The organism is Indiicoccus explosivorum, from assembly GCF_002167005.1.
Classification (GTDB): Bacteria; Bacillota; Bacilli; order Bacillales_A; family Planococcaceae; genus Indiicoccus; species Indiicoccus explosivorum.
The window spans coordinates 1-18,383 of the sequence record NZ_NHTN01000063.1; the positions used below are offsets into that span (position 1 = coordinate 1).

The following is an 18,383-nucleotide window of genomic DNA, read 5'->3' on the forward strand; positions in this document are numbered from 1 at the left end:
AAAAAAGGGTGCCTGGCACCGCAGAATTCTACTATTCTCCCCTAAAACGAAAAAAAGTCCCTCTACTGGGGACCGGTAGCACAACAAAACTAGAACCCTTCAATAGAACACCTGCATCCAGCCCACCACACACAAAAACACAACGACCGGAACACAAAAACTGAATACTTTTTCCGGCAGCTTCAGCCAGTCATTCAAAAGCTGAACCGCAAAAATCATCAACAACGTTCCGATGATAAAAATCACTGAGCCCACGGCCATCGCCGTCACCGCTCCTGCCTCCAAAACATCCGCGCCTGTGTTCCACATTCCACTTCCGCCCTTCCTGTGTTTTACGAAAAACGCGATACCGCCCGCTCTCCGTTCATTCTCTTACCCTCCCCTTTCATATCGGACCTTTTCTCCTCAGCTGAACATTCAGCACCAGAAATTATTTCCATCCCCCTCCTATTCAGCAGTGCGTCTCTCCTATACAATAAAATTAAGAAAAAAATCCATACAACGAAAGGACAACCGCCCATGCGTGGCTTTCTTGAAACCCTGCGTTCCTTTTCATTGCAAATCTCCATCGCCCTTGCTTTAGTTGTCGCTAGCTTCTGGGATCACTTGCTGTTCTTGTTTTACTTCATCCCGCTCGTTTCCATCGGCACCGGTTTACTGACAGCGGTCATCGCCAGCAAGACCTTTACGTCCCTCTGGCTCAAGTTCCCGGTACCGCTCCTGATAGCCCCAGCCATCACCGTTCTTGTCTGTTCCTTCATCAACATGGTCTTTTATCAAATAGTCGGCAATCACCCCCCAATGCCGTTCTTATCGTATGTATTCGATCAATATTCATTCAACATCCCGTATGGCACACTCTCCATACTTGTCACAGCTTTCGTCACATGGAAACTCCATCAGCAGGACAAACAAAAAGCCGCAGCCCATTAAAGCAGCGGCAATTCTTCTTGCTGTGCTGACATGCCATCCCTTCACAACTCTCCAAAGCCCTATTCTCCCGCTCCGCTCACAGTGAACGGCACCGTCAACGAATCCGCAGCGATCCGGTACTCACCCGGCGGCCATTCCCCGCTGATTTCCTGCAAGCCCATTTCCACCTGGCACGTTTCATACGCCGGGCAGGAAAAGTCTTCCGCCGGCCATGCGCTTTCCTGATCAGGAAACGGCACCCACGTCATTTCGTCATTCTTCCTCTCGATTCCCACTTCCTGAGCGGCGAACGCTTCCGCACGGTCATTCACTAGCGTCACCGAAAGAATCGGCATAGCAGGGCTAATTTCCGAAGGTGCAGCAAACGCACTCACTCCCGCCTTCAGCCCCGTCTGTTCTTCCAACGCCTTGTATATGATCTCCTTGATCTTTTCCATTCCGTCTCCCTGCAAATAAAACCGGCCATCCGAATCTTCCGGCGCCTCGAAAGAGCCAATCGTATCATTAAAAAAGAAATCATAAGGCCCTGCCGATGACTCTCCCGCTACAAAAACAAGCGTCAGCATCGGCCCGATATCCGTGACCGGGCCTTCTTTCCGTTCCGCCTGCTCCATCATATTTACAATCACCTGGATGTCCTGCTCGCTGTGCAGCACCACTTCATAATCCACCCGCTTTGCGGGCTCATACGTTGCCAGCAGCGGTCCTGACGCTTCAACCATTTCCGCTTCCGTTAGCGCCAACTCTTCCTCTGCGGCTGAATCAGTCGAACAGCCGGCCATCATCCCCGTAGCCACCATCATTCCCAACACTAAATCACGCAGCGCCATTCTGCTCCCCCTTTTAAAAAAAATGCCTAAAAAGTGCCTGGCACCAATATTCAAGTTTTTTCACACAATAAGAATATTGGTGCCAGGCACTGCCCTACCAGCACTCTCTCTGCAGACCATTCGGCGGCAATCATCTTCAAAAACAGCTCTCATCCGCATGTCTCCTCTTCATGATATACCGGCACCGCCAATGAATACACCGTTAACGCCGAATCTCTTTACTCCACAAAAAATGGAACTTCAATCGTTTCGATTACCGCCCGGTACTCCCCGGCCGGCCACTCATCCGCGACCGTTTTTAAAAGAAGCTCCCACTCGCATACCCGCTCATGACACACCAGCGTCCCCGGCGGATATTCCGCGGCAGCCGAAGGAAACGGCGCCCACTTCTCGTCTTCCGTCCGTTTCTCGAACCGGATCTCCTGCGCCAAAAACCCCGCCGCCCGCAGATTCTCCACAGTCAGCGAAAGGACCGTCTCGCCTTCAGGAAGCGTCATCGGTGAAGCAGTAATTTGAACCCCGGCTTTCTGATCCGTCTCCTCCTCCAGCGCCTGGTACAAAATCTCCCGCATCTCCCGGGTCGCCCCGCTGTCCAAATAATATCGTCCATCCGCATCGCCCGGCGCATCAAACCCTACCGTCTCTCCGTCAAAAAAGAAATCGTAATTCTTGTTCATTCCATCGGCTCCTTCGAATAAAAGCGAGACACTCGGCCCGATTGCCGGAACCGGCCCTTCCTTATATTCCGCATCACGCATCCGGTCCTTGAACAGCTCAATCACACCTTCATCGGTCAGTTCCACTTCGACTTCCGTATACTCGCGACCATCACTCACCCTCATCATCGGCCCCGTTACACGGATCGCTTCCACCTCTTCCGGAAACTCCAGCAACTCATCCGTCGGCTCCTCCTGCAGCACGATGGCCACCACCGATTCATCAGCCTCATCCTTCTTCACCACCACATCCTGGCCGATAAAAAGCTCACTCGGATCTGCTTCCCGGTACTCATACCGGATTTCGACCTCATCCGTCAGCGGAATCTCCTCCGTTAACAAAATATCATGGACCGGATCTTCCCGGCCGGTCTCCTTCGCCCAGTCTGTAATATTCAGCACAACCGACTCCGTCCCGGCCACCGTACCAAAATCGATTACTTCCCCGTACATCGGCCGATCCTAATAATCCTCGCATCCGCTGAGCAGCAGCCCTGCCGCCATCACCCAAATCATCACACTCCGCATAATCAGTCACCTCCATCCGAAAAGGTTGTTGCCTAAAGGAATGGTGCCTGGCACCAATTTTTCACAGTTGCACGTAAAAAGTGAATAATGGTGCCTGGCACCAATTTTCTCAATTGAACGTAAAACAAGAATATTGGTGCCAGGCACCCACAAAGGCACCCGCAAAGCCCCCATCTACTCACTCCTCCTCCAAATCCACTGACTGAACCACAAAATCCGGATCAATCTCCACACGAAGCATATCCCCATACTCATTTTCCAGCGCTTCGACATACCGGCCAGCCAGCTCATCCGTCTTCAGCAAAATTTCACTCTCCTCGCTTCCAAGCGACAGCTGCGTGTTCTCACTGAACGGAATATCGGCATTCAAGCTGAAAAACCCGTTCTGCGCCTGCACCAGTTCCTGCCGGGAATAATCCGCTTCCTTCAATCCAAACGAAGATTCGTGCTCTTCCATCAGCCCCTCCATCACTTCCCGCAGTTTCTTTGCCTCTTTTGGGTTCTGCGCAGAATCGGCATCTTCCAGGAGCACCACCAGCCGCCTGCCCTCGAAATACATGTCCCCCGACTCGTCCACATCCCCGACCGTCAGCCCGGAAGCTTCCACCGCTTCCCGAAAAACCTCTCGCAACTCGCCCCTCGGCAGCGCTTTCTCTTCAACTGCCTCTTCGGCCGCTTCCGTCTGCCCGTCTCCCGTGCCGTCTGGCTCCCCTACTATCACTGCTGCCGGTTCCCCAGCTTCGTCACAGCCTCCAGCCAATAAAACCGGAAGAACCGCTCCCGCAATCCATAACCGCCTTCTCATTCTGCTTCCTCCCATCTCCTGACAATCCATCCCCAAGTAGCTATCCTCGCTCCATTAGACGACTCCATCCAGATTTTGTTACAAATAATCCCTCTTTTGGAGAACAATCCTCTCCTCCGATGCCATCCTCCCGTGCCAGGCACCGTGGGGAAAACCGAAAAAACCCCTGCAGCAAAATCTGCAGAGGTTAATAAATTTCCGCGGTGCCTGGCACCAATTTTCTGAAAATTGGTGCCAGGCACCGCTATTCTTTTCTCCTCAAAAATACTCATCTTTCAATTCCGCAATCCGCTGCACACTTTCATCGATCCGCCATTCCGGAATCCGCCCGTCCAGCACGGCTGCCCGAATAGCCTTGATCGCCTCGATGACGTTCTCATCCCCGTGCGCCACCAGGATGACATCACTGCCGGCTTGCACGGAGCGGACGGCGGCTTCACCGATTCCATAGTGATCGGCAATCGCGCCCATCGTCATGTCGTCCGTCATCACGACCCCGCCGAAACCGAGTTCATTCCGCAGAATTCCCGTAATCACCCTTTCTGACATCGATGAAGGATACGTTCCATCGATTTCCGGCAATAAAATATGGGCCACCATTGTCACATCCGCTCCGCTGTCAATCGCGTTACTGAACGGAATCAGCTCCAGCTGCCGCAGTTCCGCCAGTGTTTTCGGGACAATCGGCAGTTCCACATGTGAATCCACCGACGTATCCCCGTGCCCCGGAAAGTGCTTGATCACCGGAATCACATTCTCGGTCTGCATCCCCTTCATCACCTGAATACCCATCCGGCTGACAACGCCCGCCGTATTCCCGAAAGACCGGTCGCCGATGACGGGGTTGTCCGGGTTGCTGTTGATATCCAACACCGGCGCGTAATTCAGGTTAAAATCCATCGACTTCAGCTGACGCCCCAGCGTCCGGCCGATCTCATAAGCATACGCGGGATCATTCCGGTCGCCAATCACCGCACTGCTCGGCGTGATGTTCACTTCAGGCAGTCTTGAAACCCGCCCGCCTTCCTGGTCGACGCTGATAAAAAGCGGCAGGTTGCCGGGTTTATTCGCGGCTTTCACCTGGCCGACGAACCGCCTCGTCTGCTCCGGAGTCACCAGATTATCTCCATAGAAAATAAAACCGGCGACATGGTAATCGGTGATCAGCCGCTGATCTGCAGCCTGAAGCGATGTTCCCTCAAGGCCGGCGATGACCATTTGTCCGATCTTCTCATTCAGCGTCATATCAGCCGGCGTCTCCGGCTTGTCGGCGAATACAGCCGGATTCACTGCACGCGCAAGAAACGCAGCGAACTGCTCCCGGTTCAGTTCGACTGTCGGACGGAATGCGCCGTCCAAATAGCCGCTTGCAATTCCGAGCGCGTGGAGATCTGCAATCGCTTCATACGCATGCATGCCCGGTCCGACATCCATGAAATACTCGAATCCGCCCACATCATCCTCAACAAACGCGCGGTGCAGGAAGATCGCCATTTCGGCGCGCGTCACGACATCCCCGGGCCGGTATGTACCATCCGGATAACCGCTGATGATACCTTCCGCTGTCAACGCTGCCACATAACCGCTCGCCGTCACACTTTTATCCACATCCGGAAACGCGGTATCCTGCCGTGCACCGCTGAACCCGAGCGCCCGGCCGATCATGATTGCGGCCTGCCCGCGGGTAACATCGCTCTTCGGGCGGAATGTGCCGTCCGTAAAACCCGAAATGACTCCTTCATCAACCAAATAAGTAATTTCCTCATTAAAGCGATTGCCTTCCGTCACATCCGGGAAGCCGTCCGCAAACGCCATCGATGCAAATAACCCGTTAACCAGCAGCACTGCAAGCACTGCGACGAAAAGCTGTCTCATCCGTCCCCTCCCCTTTGCCTTATAGAATCCAAGTTCCTATCCAATCATTGTAGAGAAATTCTTTATTATATGCTCCCCTTATTTGTTCCTTTTGTCTATAAGAATTAAGAAATTTCGATAAATTTACCTAAGCCCCCCTTAGGCGCCTCCTTAAGTGCCTGGCACCAATATTCATGTTTTTTCACACAATGCGAAAATTGGTGCCTGGCACCCAACCAGGCACCCAATCTAAGGCAAAAACGTCATCAATATCCCGCCCAGCCAAACGGCAAGCACGATCCACACCACGATAAAAAGCACCCCGACAAACCAGTTCTTCGGTTTCCCGCTTTGCCTGATACGTTCTGCTTCTTCACGATGATCGTCCGCTACTTCAGTCGGAATCAGCTTCAAAGCAAACAGAATCCCAAGCGGAACGATGATCAAATCATCCACATACCCCAGAACCGGGATGAAATCGGGGATCAGATCAATCGGACTGAACGCGTATGCCACAACACAGATGGCCACGACTTTCGCATACCAGGGAGTTCGGCTATCTTTATAAGACAAATAAAGAACAAACACATCCTGTTTCAACTTTCCGGCAAACCGTTTCATCTCCGCAAAAGAAAATCCATCCCTCACGACAATTCCTCCCATCAGGAACAGTATAGGACACAGAAGATAAAGAAAGCACCTCATCCTTTCTTCATCGAACTTTTCCTTTTAAGTGCCTGGCACCAATATTCACGTTTTTCCATGCAATAAGAAAATTGGTGCCAGGCACTCAAACAAAGCGAACCTGAAGCATTCGCCATGCAGCCACAAAAATTTAATGGGAACTGACGAAATAACTGGCGTAACAGTTCAGTTTTGTGGGAATATGAACGGAAGAGTGAAAGAAAAGGAGATTTATGATGCGCAATAATCGTACAGAGCTGGACCCGTGGAGTCACACAGCTTGTCTCGGCTATGCACTGAAGGCGGCTGAAAAGCTCGGATATACAGAAGAGGAAAAGAAACGATTGGCCCGCGCCATCTATGACGAGTTCAATTGGACCAGTCTGGACGAGGCGACGGCTGTTTTCCTGAAGTCATTGGAATAATGCGGGGAAGAACGCTCAAAACAAAGAAGGAAAAAGCAACAGTCAAATAAAGAAGAGCTGATAATAACGGCAGCCCGACGTCTCCTTACTTCCCAGGGCTGCACCTCCCTAGATACAGCAGAGGAGGTTCCGGCCGCCCCCTTTCTGCCTGAAACAGACCCGGCCGAACCCCAGGCCTCAGTTATCTTGAGAGGGTTCAATCCGGTCTTTATTCAATCGGCTTCCTGATTTCCGACCGATCCGAAGTACGAAATTCCAACCGGAACTCCTTTAAACACATCCTTTCTAATTCCCCTCCCCTCACTCTACATGAAACCCCGCCACCAAATCCCCGATCTCCACCGCATATTCCCCCACCGGCCATTCATCCGTGACCGCAGACAAATCCAGCGTCCACTCGCACTCCTCAAACGCCGGGCACGACAGCGATTCCGTCTCCAGCACATTCCCTTCTGCCGGATAAGCCGCCCATTCCAGCTCCTCAGTCCTCTTTTTGAACCGCACTTTCCCCGCTTCAAACGCCGCAGCCCGGTCATTGATGACTGTCAAAGAGAGCTCATTTTCACCTGGCGGAATAAACGCCGGTGCCGCAAACACGCCGACTCCCGCCGTCTCACCGATCTTCTCCTCCAGCGCACTGAAGATCAGCTCTTTCATCGCATTGGCATCCTCTTCCGTTAAGTAGTACCGGTTCCCCGTGTCATCGGGAAGTTCGAACGCCTCATACCTCTCATTAAAAAAGAACGCATACGGCCCCGAAAATTGCCCGCCGCCTTCCACGACCAGCAGCAGACTCGGTCCGATATCCTCCGCTGCCACCTCTCCGAGCTCCGCCTCCTGTATCACTTCAAGGATTCGCCGGATCGCACCTTCATCCTCCAGCACCAACTCGTGCGAAATCATCCGGGATGCGGTATACGTCGACAGCATCGGCCCCCTCATCGCTATCGACTCCACTTCCGCCAACTCGGCAAGCGTCACACTTTCCGCCTCCGGGTACCGTTCCAAGAACGCTTCCGGCGAGAGATTCACCGATTCATCCGCCGGTTTTTCCGTCACCTCCGCCGCCACATCCGCCTCCGGTTCTCCGTCCGTCACCGCATCCGCCGCTTCCTGCGAACAGCCGGCCAACAGCAATCCGCCAAGCACCACCGACACCTTCCACCAACTCTTCATCCGCTCTGCCCCCTTTTTCCTCGGCTATCCGTCATTTATTCACAGCCGATCTGTTCAAATAAAACATCCGAGCTCACCGTTGCAATTCCGCCCGGCTCATATCCATTCAGCACCATGTGATCCCCGATGATTTTCTCCTCGTCTTCCGTCAGCACCACCGTAAACGAAAAGCGCTGCTCATCCCCGTCCGGCTCAGTGCACGACTCCTCAATGTCAAAATGATAATACGTCAAATACTCCCCCGCATACGGCTCCAGATTCACACCCATATGCCGGTACATCTCATGGACATCATCAATGGCATTCATCGGCTGATTCCCGTGGTGCACCTCCCCGTTCACCAGCGTCCAGTCGAACGCAGCGCCGTACTTCTCATCCAAATACGCCGCCAGCTCCCCTTCCACTTTAACAGGTTCCGGCGCCGCTTCCGGTTCTTCCTCCGCACACCCGCCTGAAAGGATTGCCAAGAAAATCACTATGCACACTCTTTTCAACTTCCGCACCCTCTTTCCTGCCTTCTTTTGGAAGTAGTCGGTTGTAATGGCGGAAAGTTACAGCGGATTCTTCCTCCGACAACTACACCTAACCTACGAGAATAAAAAAGAACCTCTGCAGTTAAAGCCGCAGAGGTGAATAAATAATATAATTTTCAAAAATGGAGTTTTAGTCGAGATACTGATTCCAAATTTGCCTGTTACATTGTTTTGTCGTGATAATCATTCATCAGATTTGATAAATTTATCAATCACCTTTCCTTCAATCACTTCCATGCTTCCTTGATTTAATAACACTTTTTCTTCCTGTTCAGTTATCCATTTTTTAAAAAGCCCTAACCGGCGGAATTCTTGCAGTTCTGTATTTATCCATATTTGGTAGATACTTTGAACAGCGTTTTTATCAACAGTTATCTGAAGTTCCTCCAACACAGCAATCCATTCATTTTGATTTTGGACACTTTGAAGCTTTTCCATGAGTTGTTCAAGTTGTTGAACCGCTTCATCCACAAGATGGAAAGCGGTTTCTTGATCTTTTATCATGGTAACGCCCTGTTCTATTATCCAATTGTCGACCCACGCCCTTCCTTCTTTACCGGCATTAATGTAAGGAGCGTACTTATTCGAAATAGTAAATTCATTCAATCGGTTCACAGAAACAGGAAATGTGAATTCGCTATTATCCCGTTTTTTAGCACGCTGGAATATCCCCCATTTTCTCTTTAATGCACGGATGCGGACATCAATTTCTAGTCGTTCCTCGGACTGCTCCGGAAGCTGAATGTAATCTGAATTAAGTTCTTTCAGATTTTCGTCAGTCCCTTCAGCAAACTTTTCAAGTAAAGTCAGCCTTTCAGAAAGGCGATTATAGATAGCAGTAATATCATATGCTTCATGAGCAGTAAGATTTGATAGTTCAAAATTATCTAATATGGATTCATCAATTTCATCAATTGCAACGGTTCCGTGTTCAGGGAGTTTCATAACAGTCCTCCTGGAGTAATCATTAATTTTCTATTCTACTCATTCCATTATAACCGTTTGAACACTTCCTTTAAATGAACTTAATTTTATAACAAAGAAAAGCCCGCCAATTTGGCGGGCTTTAACAATTCAATATTGATTAGAACTGAGCAGTGATTTGTGCGAATGAAGTGTATCCGCCTTCTGGCTCATTGTTGAGTACCAGTTCAGCTGCCACCAATTGTTCAGCCGCAGTGAGTGCTTCGTACTCTTCAAGGTTCAACGCTTCAAGAGCAACATCCACATCTGTAATTTCTCCAGTTGCGATAGCAGTATCAAGCGCTGTAAATAATGCGCCATAATCTACAACGAGATCAGAAAGTGCCGTTTCGATCTCTGTGATGCCCGCAAATTCAGTATCAGCAAACGCCTCCAGGAACAAGTCAGCTACTTCAGCACGCTGGACAGCAGTGAGATTGTTGTATGTCTCTAACTCTAAGTTAACCAGCGGGAGAATCAATTCGCTACCTGTAGTAGCTGTATTTACATCAGCAATCAGCTCAAGTTCTGCTGTTGCTGCTTCGAGAGCGGCAACAGCAGTGTCGATTGTTGCTACGTCTCCTGATTCAATCGCAGTTGTAACGTCTACATACAGCTGATCGCCTTCTACTCCACCTGCTGCCAAGTATGCCGCTTGTGCTGCATTTGCTTCTGCAATAGCAACATCCAATGCTACAAGTGCTTCAGTTGCTGTTGTAAGAGCATCTACATCAGTGAGCAGCGCATCAGTAGCAGCAGTAATTGCAGCTGCGCTATCTAAATCTACATCAGCCAGGGCTTCTAGTTCTGCAGTAACGTTTGTATAAACAGCCGCTTCTACGTCTCCGCCAGCTGCTGCATAAACTGCTTGTGCAGCTTCAGCTGCTTCAGTTGCTTCTTCCAATGCTACTGTAGCTTCTGCAAGAGTTTCGAATTGTAATTGCAGGGCGTCTACTGCAGCAAGCAGGTCAACTTCTACTTGCGTTGCGACAGGGTTACCTTCTGCATCCACTGCAATGTTAGGGATTCCTTCAACCAATTCAACAAGCGCAACAAGTTCAGCCTGAGTAGTCTCAGCATCAACGACGAATGCAGATACCGTTGCTTCAGCATTTACAGAATCAATAACAAATTGAACTTCTTCAACTGTGTCCAAACCAACGAAAGCGTCTAATTCAGTATCATATGCGCCGATGTTAGCTTCGACTACGTTGTCAAATCCTGCTACTAAAGCATTGTAAAGTTCAACTTGTGTACCAGCTGTTACTACTGGTTCCACAAGGTTAACATAGTTTTCTACGAATTCTACTTCTTCGTCAAGCTCAGCCTGAAGAGTCACCACAAGGGCCTCTTCTGCACCTTCTGGAATGTAATCAGCCGGAATATCAGCGATTGCTGCTTCAGCAGCTACTACCAACTCATTAAATGCAGCAAGATCAAAGTCAGGAGAAGTGACATCTACAGCAAGCACGTTGTCAATTGCAGTTCTCGCTTCCGCAAGTTCAACTGCGATTTCAGCTTCAAGCTGAGCAAGGTTTACTGCATCAATTGCTGCCTGAATATCTGCAAGAGATGTGAAATCTACATCTTGGATAGCAGTTACATATTCGGCGATATAATCTTCATTGACATTTTCAAATGGCACTACGTTAAGTGCGTTGAACAATTGAAGTTCGCCTACTGCAGCATTCACATCAGCAATAATCGCGTCGATTTCTTCTCTTACTTCATCAAGACGAACATTCAACAATGTTTTCTCGTCTGAATCTTCAAGAGCATCAACCAGTTCTTGTGCAGCTGCAACATCTTCCTCAAGCAAGCTTGTCTCTGCTACTACAACTGCTTCTGTTGCAAGAGTAAGAGCAGAATCAGCTACTACAACTACTTCAACTACAACTTCAGAAACATTTCCAGCTGCATCGATTGCAGTGTAAGTGATGTAGTAAGTGCCAGGCGCGCTTGTGTCGACTGCGTCCACTTCTTCGCCAGCTTCGTTAGTGATGACAGGAACGACTGTGATTTCACCGTCGATGTCGTCGATTGCAGTTACTTCAGGAAGAACGAATTCTTCACCAACGCCAACTTCGATCGCTGTGTCGACATCAAAGTCGAATGAAAGTTCAGGAGCGACTGTATCAGAGAACGCTTGGTTCAGTCTGTAAAGGAATACAGCGAAGTCGCCGCGTTTGATGTAATCATCTGCACCGAACTGAGTCGGAGTGACGCCTTGCGTAATTTCGAATGCTACCAGCGCTTTCACTGCAGCTTCAAAACGGGATGGTACGTCAGTGAAATTAAGGTCAACTTCATCAATGTTCACGAAATCGTACAGGTTATAAGCTTCTGCGAGCATGTAAGCTGCTTCACCACGAGTGATGTTAGCGCTGAAACCGAATGTATCTTCATCGTAGCCGTTTACTACATTTTCAGCCCAAAGTGAACCAACTGCCAGCTGACCTCGTGTAGGTACGTCTGTGAATGGTGCGACTGGAGCATCTGGATCGATCAGGTCAGCTGCAGTCGCGAGCATGATTGCTGCGTCACCACGCTTGATAGATTCGGAGATACCAAACTGAGTAGCAGTAAGACCTTTTGCGATGCCTTCTTCTACCACATACTCGATTGCCGGCTCGTAACGATCCGGAACGTCCGTGAATGCCGCTGTTGATACTTCATCAGCAGATGCTACAGGTGCGATCGCCGAAGCGACCAGTGTAGCTGTCGCTGCCGTAGCAACGAACTTTTTGTACGACTTTGCTTGATAAGCCATGTGTTGAATTCCTCCTATTTCGTTGATTGATTTTAAACCCAAACTACAAACATGTTCGCAGTTTAACCGGGCTGCCTTCCAACCAGTGCCCGCCGCACTTATAGGAGATACATATCAGCAGATGCCGATGAATTATGTAGGGTCCAAAGATACAGCGACTGGTAAAGGTATAGCCTATTAAACTCCTCTCTCATTGTAACAAAACGGGAATATATTGCAAAGCATATGTGAAGCAAAAATCTGACAACGGTCATCTACTTGTAACACTTATTACTTTTATAGGCCCTTTATTACATGTTTTCACAAATTCGCCACAGTTTCAGTGCCATTGAAATCACCTCACAAACGTTGATGTACCAAGATATTTCACCTTTTACGGAAACATTGCTTTGTGAAACAAACGAATGTTTAGCATATTACCCTCCTCTTTAAAATGGTTCTTTAGTCTATTTTTTAGATATTATGTTTAATCGGTATAAAAACTTGGGATTTCCTATGTTCTTGCATATTTCGTTAAATTCCAAGCGGGGAAATCGTCATGTTTGTATAATTTTTCCACCCAGGATTTTGATATTTTTTTGAGCTTCGGGTCCCTTCCACCGGCCGCCTTCACCCGTTTCCAGCGATTTTCCGCTGTTTATCCTTATTTTCTGCCGATTCCCCTGCTTTTCGGGCACGAAAAAACCGACCCGGTTTCCCGGGTCAGTTCTGGTTGTTTTCTTCGTTTATTCGCTGCCTTCCAGCAGCCCTTCATGGACGGTGAGCATGGCGAGCACGGCGGCGAGGTAGATCGATACCGCCGGTGCCGTCAGCACATGGCCGGCCGTGTAGCTGATCCCGATGCCGAGCAGGAACGCCACGCCGTACAGGATGTAGAAGTACGTGAACTTCGTCCGGATGTTTTTCACGAAATGGACGACGTACTTTCCGGCATACCAGACGAGCGGGAGGATCAGGTAGATGAATCCGATCCAGCCGAACGAATAAAACCAGTCGTGGAAGTCCATTTCGATCATCGACAGTTCCTTGCCGGGCTCCGGCTCTTCGTAGTTCCCGGCGAAGCCGAGGCCGAACAGCTGCTGCGGCAGCGGCGAGCTCAGGAAGTCTTCACGCATGACCGCTTCGTACTTCTCGCGCGAGCTGAAGACGAGGTTCTGGACTTGTTCGCCTGTGATTTCCGGCTCTTCCTCGAACCCTTCCTCGCCTTCCTGCGGTTCTTCCTCTCCTTCGGTCTGTTCATCCCCGCCGAAGTCGATGCCGAGCGAGTTGATGTGGACGAAGACGTTGCTGAACACCGGGGTCACCGGTGTCACGACGAGGAGCAGTGCAGTCAGGACGGCCGAAATCTTCAGGTTCGCCCGGACTTCATCGGTGTGTTGGCGCATCAGGTAGCGCATGATGAGGCTGCCGATCAGCACGCTGAGCAGGACGATCAGCACGCCGCCGTAGCCGACTTTCGTGCCGAGCAGCAGCATGCCGAACGCAAGGAGCACGAACGGCGCCCATGCCCACGGCTTTTTCCAGGAATCCGTATGGCGGATGGCGTACAGCGCGAGAATCGGCAGGACGACCGCCATGATGGCCCCGATTTCATTGCCCGCATAGAACCAGCCGGTGAAACCGATCTTCCGGTACGAATAGTTCGTCAGGCTCGTGCCGGTAATGATTGCTACGACGAAAACGATGCCGATGATCAGCCCCGACCAGCGGAAGTACTTCGTCGTGATCGACGCGATGTCCACACCGCGCACTTTCAGGCCGCGGTAGGCGATGAGCAGGCCAAGCAGCACGATGTGGAAGTAAATGACTTTATTGAAAAACTTAAGCTCTTGGAATAAATAATAGGGCTCCTTGAACTGGAGGCTGACCGCCACATTGACGACGAGCAAAAGGGCGAGTCCCGCGAGATACGCGACGAAAATCCGGCTCATTTTGCTTCGCACCGCCGTCCAGAGCAAAAGCGCGATGATGGCGAGCATGTACGCCGCCCGCAGCAGGACGCCCGCGGTCAGGCTGGTCTCCACGATGAAGATCGAAGCGGCCGTCAGGACATCGATGATGGGCTGCAGGGCGATGAATGCGACGAGCAGTATCAGTATCTTTTTGAAATCCATGATCCAAATCCTTTTTCCTTTTTGTTGATTCCAGTCCGCGGAGCTCATGTCGACGGCCCCAATTCACGGAAGATGGCGGCGAGCTTCGGGCCGATGGCGTCCTGGTCGTACGCTTTCGACGTCTCCAGCGCCGCTTGGCCGGCCCGCTGCTGTTCGCCGGGGGATAGCCGGCTGAATGCCGTCAGCCGCTCCGCCAGTTCCTGGGCATTGCCAGGTTCGAACAGCCAGCCGTTGACTCCGTCTTCAGTATAATCAAGGATGCCGCCGATACGGCTCGCCGCAATCGGCGTGCCGCACGCCATCGCCTCGAGGCCGACGAGGCCGAGGCTCTCCCCTTTGCGGGTCGTCGGGAAGATGAACAGATCGATGATATTGTAGATCTTCGCGAGGTCCCGCTGCTTCATCAGCGGAAAATGGATGACGTCGTCATCCAGTCCGAGCTCCGACTTCAGCAGCCGGAACCCGTCCTCTTCCTGGCCGGAACCGACCATGATGAGGCGGGTGCGCCCTCGCTCATCCGGATTGGCTTCCAGAAAAGCGGCGAACCCTTTCAGGCAGTGGTCCCACCCTTTGCCGACGTCCATACGGCCCACGTAGCCGAAGTAGCGGAGCGACGCGTCCAGCCCGAACTCTTCGAGCCAGGCGCCCCGTCCTTCCTCCTCGGGATGGAACACGGCCGTATTGACGCCGCCGGACGGGAACACGCGGATCGGTGTGTCGACGCCGTACTTTTCCCGGACGAGGTCGCGGTAGTAGCCGGACGGCGTGACGATGACCGCCGAGCGCTCCAGCAGCTGCCGGACCGCCGGCTGGAATTTCTCCTGGGACGGCACTTCCGGCACGACATCGCTGCCGTGGACGTTCGTCACGATCCGCACGGACGGTTTCAGCCGCTTCAGCATGAGAAGCGGCAGCGCATTATGCGCGGCGTAGTGGACATAAATCGCGTCGTACTTGCCCGACAGCCCTTTCCGGATGACTGACGCATAATGGGATGCGTAGGCCGCCGCTTTCTGCCGCTTGCCCGTCCGCTTCCGGATGACGGCCCGGTCGACCGAGAAGCCGGCGTTTTCCAGGATGGATTCCGTATTTTTGACGAATATCCCGTAGCTCGGAAACTGTTCAGAGGGATACATGTTGGACACGAGCAGAATATTCAAGATGGTCCTCCTTTTCGGGCGGTCATTTATTCTCCGCGAGTTTCCGTTCCATAAAGGCGAGCAGGTCTTCCCGCAGTTCGGGGCGCTGAAGGGCGAAGTCGATCGTCGTTTCGACGAATCCGCGCTTTTCGCCGACGTCGTAGCGGTTCCCTTCGAACTTGTAGCCGTAGACGCTTTGGATGCCGTTCAGCTGCTCGATCGCATCGGTCAGCTGGATTTCCCCGCCCGCGCCGACGCGCATCTGTTCCAGGAAATCGAAGATCTCCGGGGTGAACACGTAGCGGCCGATGATCGCCAAGTTGGACGGTGCCGTGCCGGGGCGCGGCTTCTCCACGAATTTCTTCACTTTGTACAGCGAGTCCATCCGCTCGGATGGGTCGATGATGCCGTAGCGGTACGTCTCGTTCTCGGGCACTTCCATGATGCCGATGATCGACGACTGCGTCGCCTCGTACTGCTCGAGCAGCTGCTTCAGGCCCGGTTTCTCCGACTGGATGATGTCATCGCCGAGCAGCACCGCGAACGGTTCGTCGCCGATGAATTTACGCGCGGTCCACACCGCATGCCCGAGGCCGAGCGGCGTCTTCTGGCGTATGTAGTGGATGTCGACTTTGCTCGACAACTGGACCGCATTGAGCAGTTCGAATTTCTCCGATTCGATGAGCCGCGTCTCGAGGAGATGGGCGGAATCGAAATGGTCTTCAATCGCCCGCTTGTCTTTCCCGGTCACGATGATGATGTCTTCGATCCCCGAATCGATCGCTTCCTCGACGATGTACTGGATGGTCGGCTTATCGACGATCGGCAGCATTTCCTTCGGCATCGCTTTCGTCGCCGGGAGAAAGCGGGTGCCGAGACCCGCCGCCGGAATGATCGCTTTCCTCACGTTCTTCATCCTAGCCCCTCCTTCAGTTTTTCGAGTCGCCCAGCAAATACACGTCAAACCCGGCCGCTTCCCATTTGGCGCGGTCGATGCAGTTTTTCGTGTCGATGATGATTTTATTGCGCACATTGGTGATGGCCGACGGGTCGAGTTCCTTGAACGCCCGGTGGTCGGTCAGCACGACGAGCGCCGACGCGTCGCCGGTCGCTTCCTCGAGGCTCTGCACCTGTTCGGCCAGGTTGTTTTCCTTGATGTGCGGGTCGAACGCGGTCAGTTCCATGCCGCGGGCGCGGAACTGTTCGACGACTTCGACGGACGGGCTTTCGCGCATGTCGTCGATGTTGCCTTTGAACGCGAGGCCGAGCACCGCGATTTTCGGATCTTTGATGCCTTTGGCGGACAGGATATCCGCCGTCAGCTGCGCCGTGTACGACGGCATGCCGTCGTTCGTGCGCCGCGCGAGGTGGATGATCTTCGCCTGCTCGGGGTCGAGTTCGACGAGGAACCACGGATCGACGGCGATGCAGTGACCGCCGACACCCGGACCCGGCAGGTGGATGTTGACGCGCGGATGGTAGTTCGCGAGCTTGATCGCTTCCCACACGTTGACGCCGATGTTCTGCGAAATGCGCGCGAGTTCATTGGCGAACGCGATGTTGACGTCGCGGTAGGTGTTTTCCATAACTTTGACGAGTTCGGCGGTCGTCGCGTCCGTCTCGTGCATGCTGCCCTGGACGAACGACTGGTACAGTTCGGTCGTCATGCGGGTCGATTCCGGGTTGATGCCGCCGATGATGCGGTCATTCGTGACGAGTTCCTGGAACACCTTGCCCGGGATGACGCGTTCCGGCGAGTGTGCGACGAACAGATCGGTGCCGATCTCGAGACCGGTTGCGACGAGTTCCGGCAGCATGACGTTCTCCACCGTCTTCGGCGGCACGGTCGACTCGAGGATGATGAGGTCGCCTTTTTTGACGTACGGCGCGATGTCTTTCGTCGCCTGGCGGACGTACTCGAGGTTCGCCGTCTTGTCCGGACGGATCGGGGACGGGACCGCGACGATGAAGACGTCCGCTTCCTTCGGCTTCGTGTCGACTGTCATGCGGCCGGAGTCGATGGCGAGTTCGAGCCGCTCCTGCAGCCCGTCCTCTTCGATGTGCAGTTCTTTATTGGCGATCAGCCGGACGGTCCGTTCGTTGACGTCGACGCCGTGCACGGTATGACCGTGGTTTGCAAACATGACCGCCGTCGGCAGGCCGATGTAGCCGAGGCCGACGACACAGATGGATTTTTTCATTATCAATTAAACTCCTTTGATCTATTCTGCAGTGACGTCCATAATCGCTCTCCCTTAACCGCTCGCTTTCCGCGGGCAGGCGGCAAGCCTCCTCATTCGTTGCACGAATTGCGGGGTCTTGCCTTGCCTGCTTTCCCGCTGGAGTCTCGCAATTTCGGGATTGCTCTTTAATACTCTTACAGTGTTTAATTTCAACCAGGATTTTAGTTGTTACAGAAGAAAGAGCGGCAGGCGGCGACTCCAGCGGAATTAGCGGGCAGACGAGACCCCACAGGCGCAGCCGAGGAGGCTCGGAGGACCGCCCGGGCAGCTGGCACCGCGACGTCCTGTCGCGCCAGCTGCATAACCCACTTCCTGTGGACCAGAAAGCGTCCGCCTGAAGCGAATTCTTCTTTAACATTTCAAAAATATTCGATCTAAAGATCTCCTCTTGTAAAGAAGAAAAACAATCACCGCGAGCGCAGCACTTTGAGCAGGAAGCGCGGCAGGTTCAGTTGCCGCTTGATGCGCGACGGGTCGGACGCGAGCCGGTACAGCCACTCGAGGCCGGCTTTGCGGAATGCGGCCGGCGCCCGTTTCACGGTGCCGGAGAACACGTCGAAGCTTCCGCCGACGCCCTGGAATACTTTGACGTCCGGGAGGCGCTCCATGTTCCGGCGGATCCACAGTTCCTGCTTCGGGCTGCCGAGTGCGACGAATAAAATCCGCGCGC

General features: G+C 52.5%; 17 protein-coding genes. 2 read left to right on the forward strand and 15 right to left on the reverse strand.

Features of this window, described 5'->3' with window-relative positions:
• Positions 1-99 precede the first annotated feature (99 nt).
• Entirely contained in the window at positions 100-270 is a 171-nt protein-coding gene (locus CCE92_RS14540) for a hypothetical protein (protein ID WP_162287892.1), read from the reverse strand.
• Between the two features lie 249 nt (positions 271-519).
• Between CCE92_RS14540 and CCE92_RS14550 the strand changes: the two genes are divergently transcribed.
• The gene (locus CCE92_RS14550; protein ID WP_088009221.1) at positions 520-933 is read left to right on the forward strand and encodes a hypothetical protein; all 414 of its coding nucleotides are present in this window, start codon (positions 520-522) and stop codon (positions 931-933) included.
• A 59-nt stretch (positions 934-992) separates the two neighbouring features.
• Here CCE92_RS14550 and CCE92_RS14555 read toward each other — a convergent pair whose 3' ends face one another.
• From CCE92_RS14555 to CCE92_RS14575, 5 genes are all read right to left on the reverse strand, one after another.
• Positions 993-1,763, reverse strand: coding sequence for a hypothetical protein (locus tag CCE92_RS14555; RefSeq protein ID WP_088009223.1), 771 nt, complete (start codon positions 1,761-1,763; stop codon positions 993-995).
• A 218-nt stretch (positions 1,764-1,981) separates the two neighbouring features.
• Complete coding sequence (locus tag CCE92_RS14560; protein ID WP_088009225.1) at positions 1,982-2,932, reverse strand: hypothetical protein; 951 nt, start codon at positions 2,930-2,932, stop codon at positions 1,982-1,984.
• Between the two features lie 253 nt (positions 2,933-3,185).
• Positions 3,186-3,812 carry a hypothetical protein gene (locus CCE92_RS14565; protein ID WP_088009227.1) on the reverse strand — a complete coding sequence of 209 codons (627 nt, stop codon included), beginning with the start codon at positions 3,810-3,812 and terminating at the stop codon, positions 3,186-3,188.
• Positions 3,813-4,070: 258 nt separating this feature from the next.
• Complete coding sequence (locus tag CCE92_RS14570) at positions 4,071-5,687, reverse strand: glycoside hydrolase family 3 N-terminal domain-containing protein (protein WP_088009229.1); 1,617 nt, start codon at positions 5,685-5,687, stop codon at positions 4,071-4,073.
• A 228-nt stretch (positions 5,688-5,915) separates the two neighbouring features.
• Entirely contained in the window at positions 5,916-6,314 is a 399-nt protein-coding gene (locus CCE92_RS14575) for a YkvA family protein (RefSeq protein WP_420913241.1), read from the reverse strand.
• Between the two features lie 272 nt (positions 6,315-6,586).
• Here CCE92_RS14575 and CCE92_RS14580 point away from each other — a divergent pair, with 272 nt between their 5' ends.
• Positions 6,587-6,775, forward strand: coding sequence for a hypothetical protein (locus CCE92_RS14580; protein WP_088009233.1), 189 nt, complete (start codon positions 6,587-6,589; stop codon positions 6,773-6,775).
• Positions 6,776-7,075: 300 nt separating this feature from the next.
• Here the strand turns inward: CCE92_RS14580 and CCE92_RS14585 are convergent, their stop codons facing one another.
• The 9 genes from CCE92_RS14585 to CCE92_RS14625 form a co-directional block, all read right to left on the reverse strand.
• Positions 7,076-7,951, reverse strand: a complete 876-nt coding sequence (locus tag CCE92_RS14585) for a hypothetical protein (protein WP_088009235.1) — start codon at positions 7,949-7,951, stop codon at positions 7,076-7,078.
• Between the two features lie 35 nt (positions 7,952-7,986).
• The gene (locus CCE92_RS14590) at positions 7,987-8,427 is read right to left on the reverse strand and encodes a hypothetical protein (RefSeq protein ID WP_088009237.1); all 441 of its coding nucleotides are present in this window, start codon (positions 8,425-8,427) and stop codon (positions 7,987-7,989) included.
• A gap of 240 nt (positions 8,428-8,667) precedes the next feature.
• The gene (locus CCE92_RS14595; RefSeq protein ID WP_088009239.1) at positions 8,668-9,429 is read right to left on the reverse strand and encodes a hypothetical protein; all 762 of its coding nucleotides are present in this window, start codon (positions 9,427-9,429) and stop codon (positions 8,668-8,670) included.
• A 139-nt stretch (positions 9,430-9,568) separates the two neighbouring features.
• Entirely contained in the window at positions 9,569-12,217 is a 2,649-nt protein-coding gene (locus CCE92_RS14600; RefSeq protein ID WP_088009241.1) for an S-layer homology domain-containing protein, read from the reverse strand.
• 725 nt (positions 12,218-12,942) lie between these two features.
• Positions 12,943-14,331: an O-antigen ligase family protein gene (locus CCE92_RS14605; protein WP_088009249.1), complete on the reverse strand. Its 1,389-nt coding sequence runs from the start codon at positions 14,329-14,331 to the stop codon at positions 12,943-12,945.
• Between the two features lie 44 nt (positions 14,332-14,375).
• Complete coding sequence (locus tag CCE92_RS14610; RefSeq protein WP_088009243.1) at positions 14,376-15,491, reverse strand: glycosyltransferase family 4 protein; 1,116 nt, start codon at positions 15,489-15,491, stop codon at positions 14,376-14,378.
• Between the two features lie 22 nt (positions 15,492-15,513).
• Positions 15,514-16,386, reverse strand: a complete 873-nt coding sequence (gene galU, locus CCE92_RS14615; RefSeq protein WP_088009245.1) for a UTP--glucose-1-phosphate uridylyltransferase GalU — start codon at positions 16,384-16,386, stop codon at positions 15,514-15,516.
• A 13-nt stretch (positions 16,387-16,399) separates the two neighbouring features.
• A complete protein-coding gene (locus tag CCE92_RS14620) occupies positions 16,400-17,671 on the reverse strand; it encodes a nucleotide sugar dehydrogenase (RefSeq protein WP_088009247.1) in 1,272 nt (423 codons plus the stop codon).
• 449 nt (positions 17,672-18,120) lie between these two features.
• The coding region (locus CCE92_RS14625; RefSeq protein ID WP_144391038.1) for a WecB/TagA/CpsF family glycosyltransferase at positions 18,121-18,383 on the reverse strand (263 nt) is incomplete at its 5' end.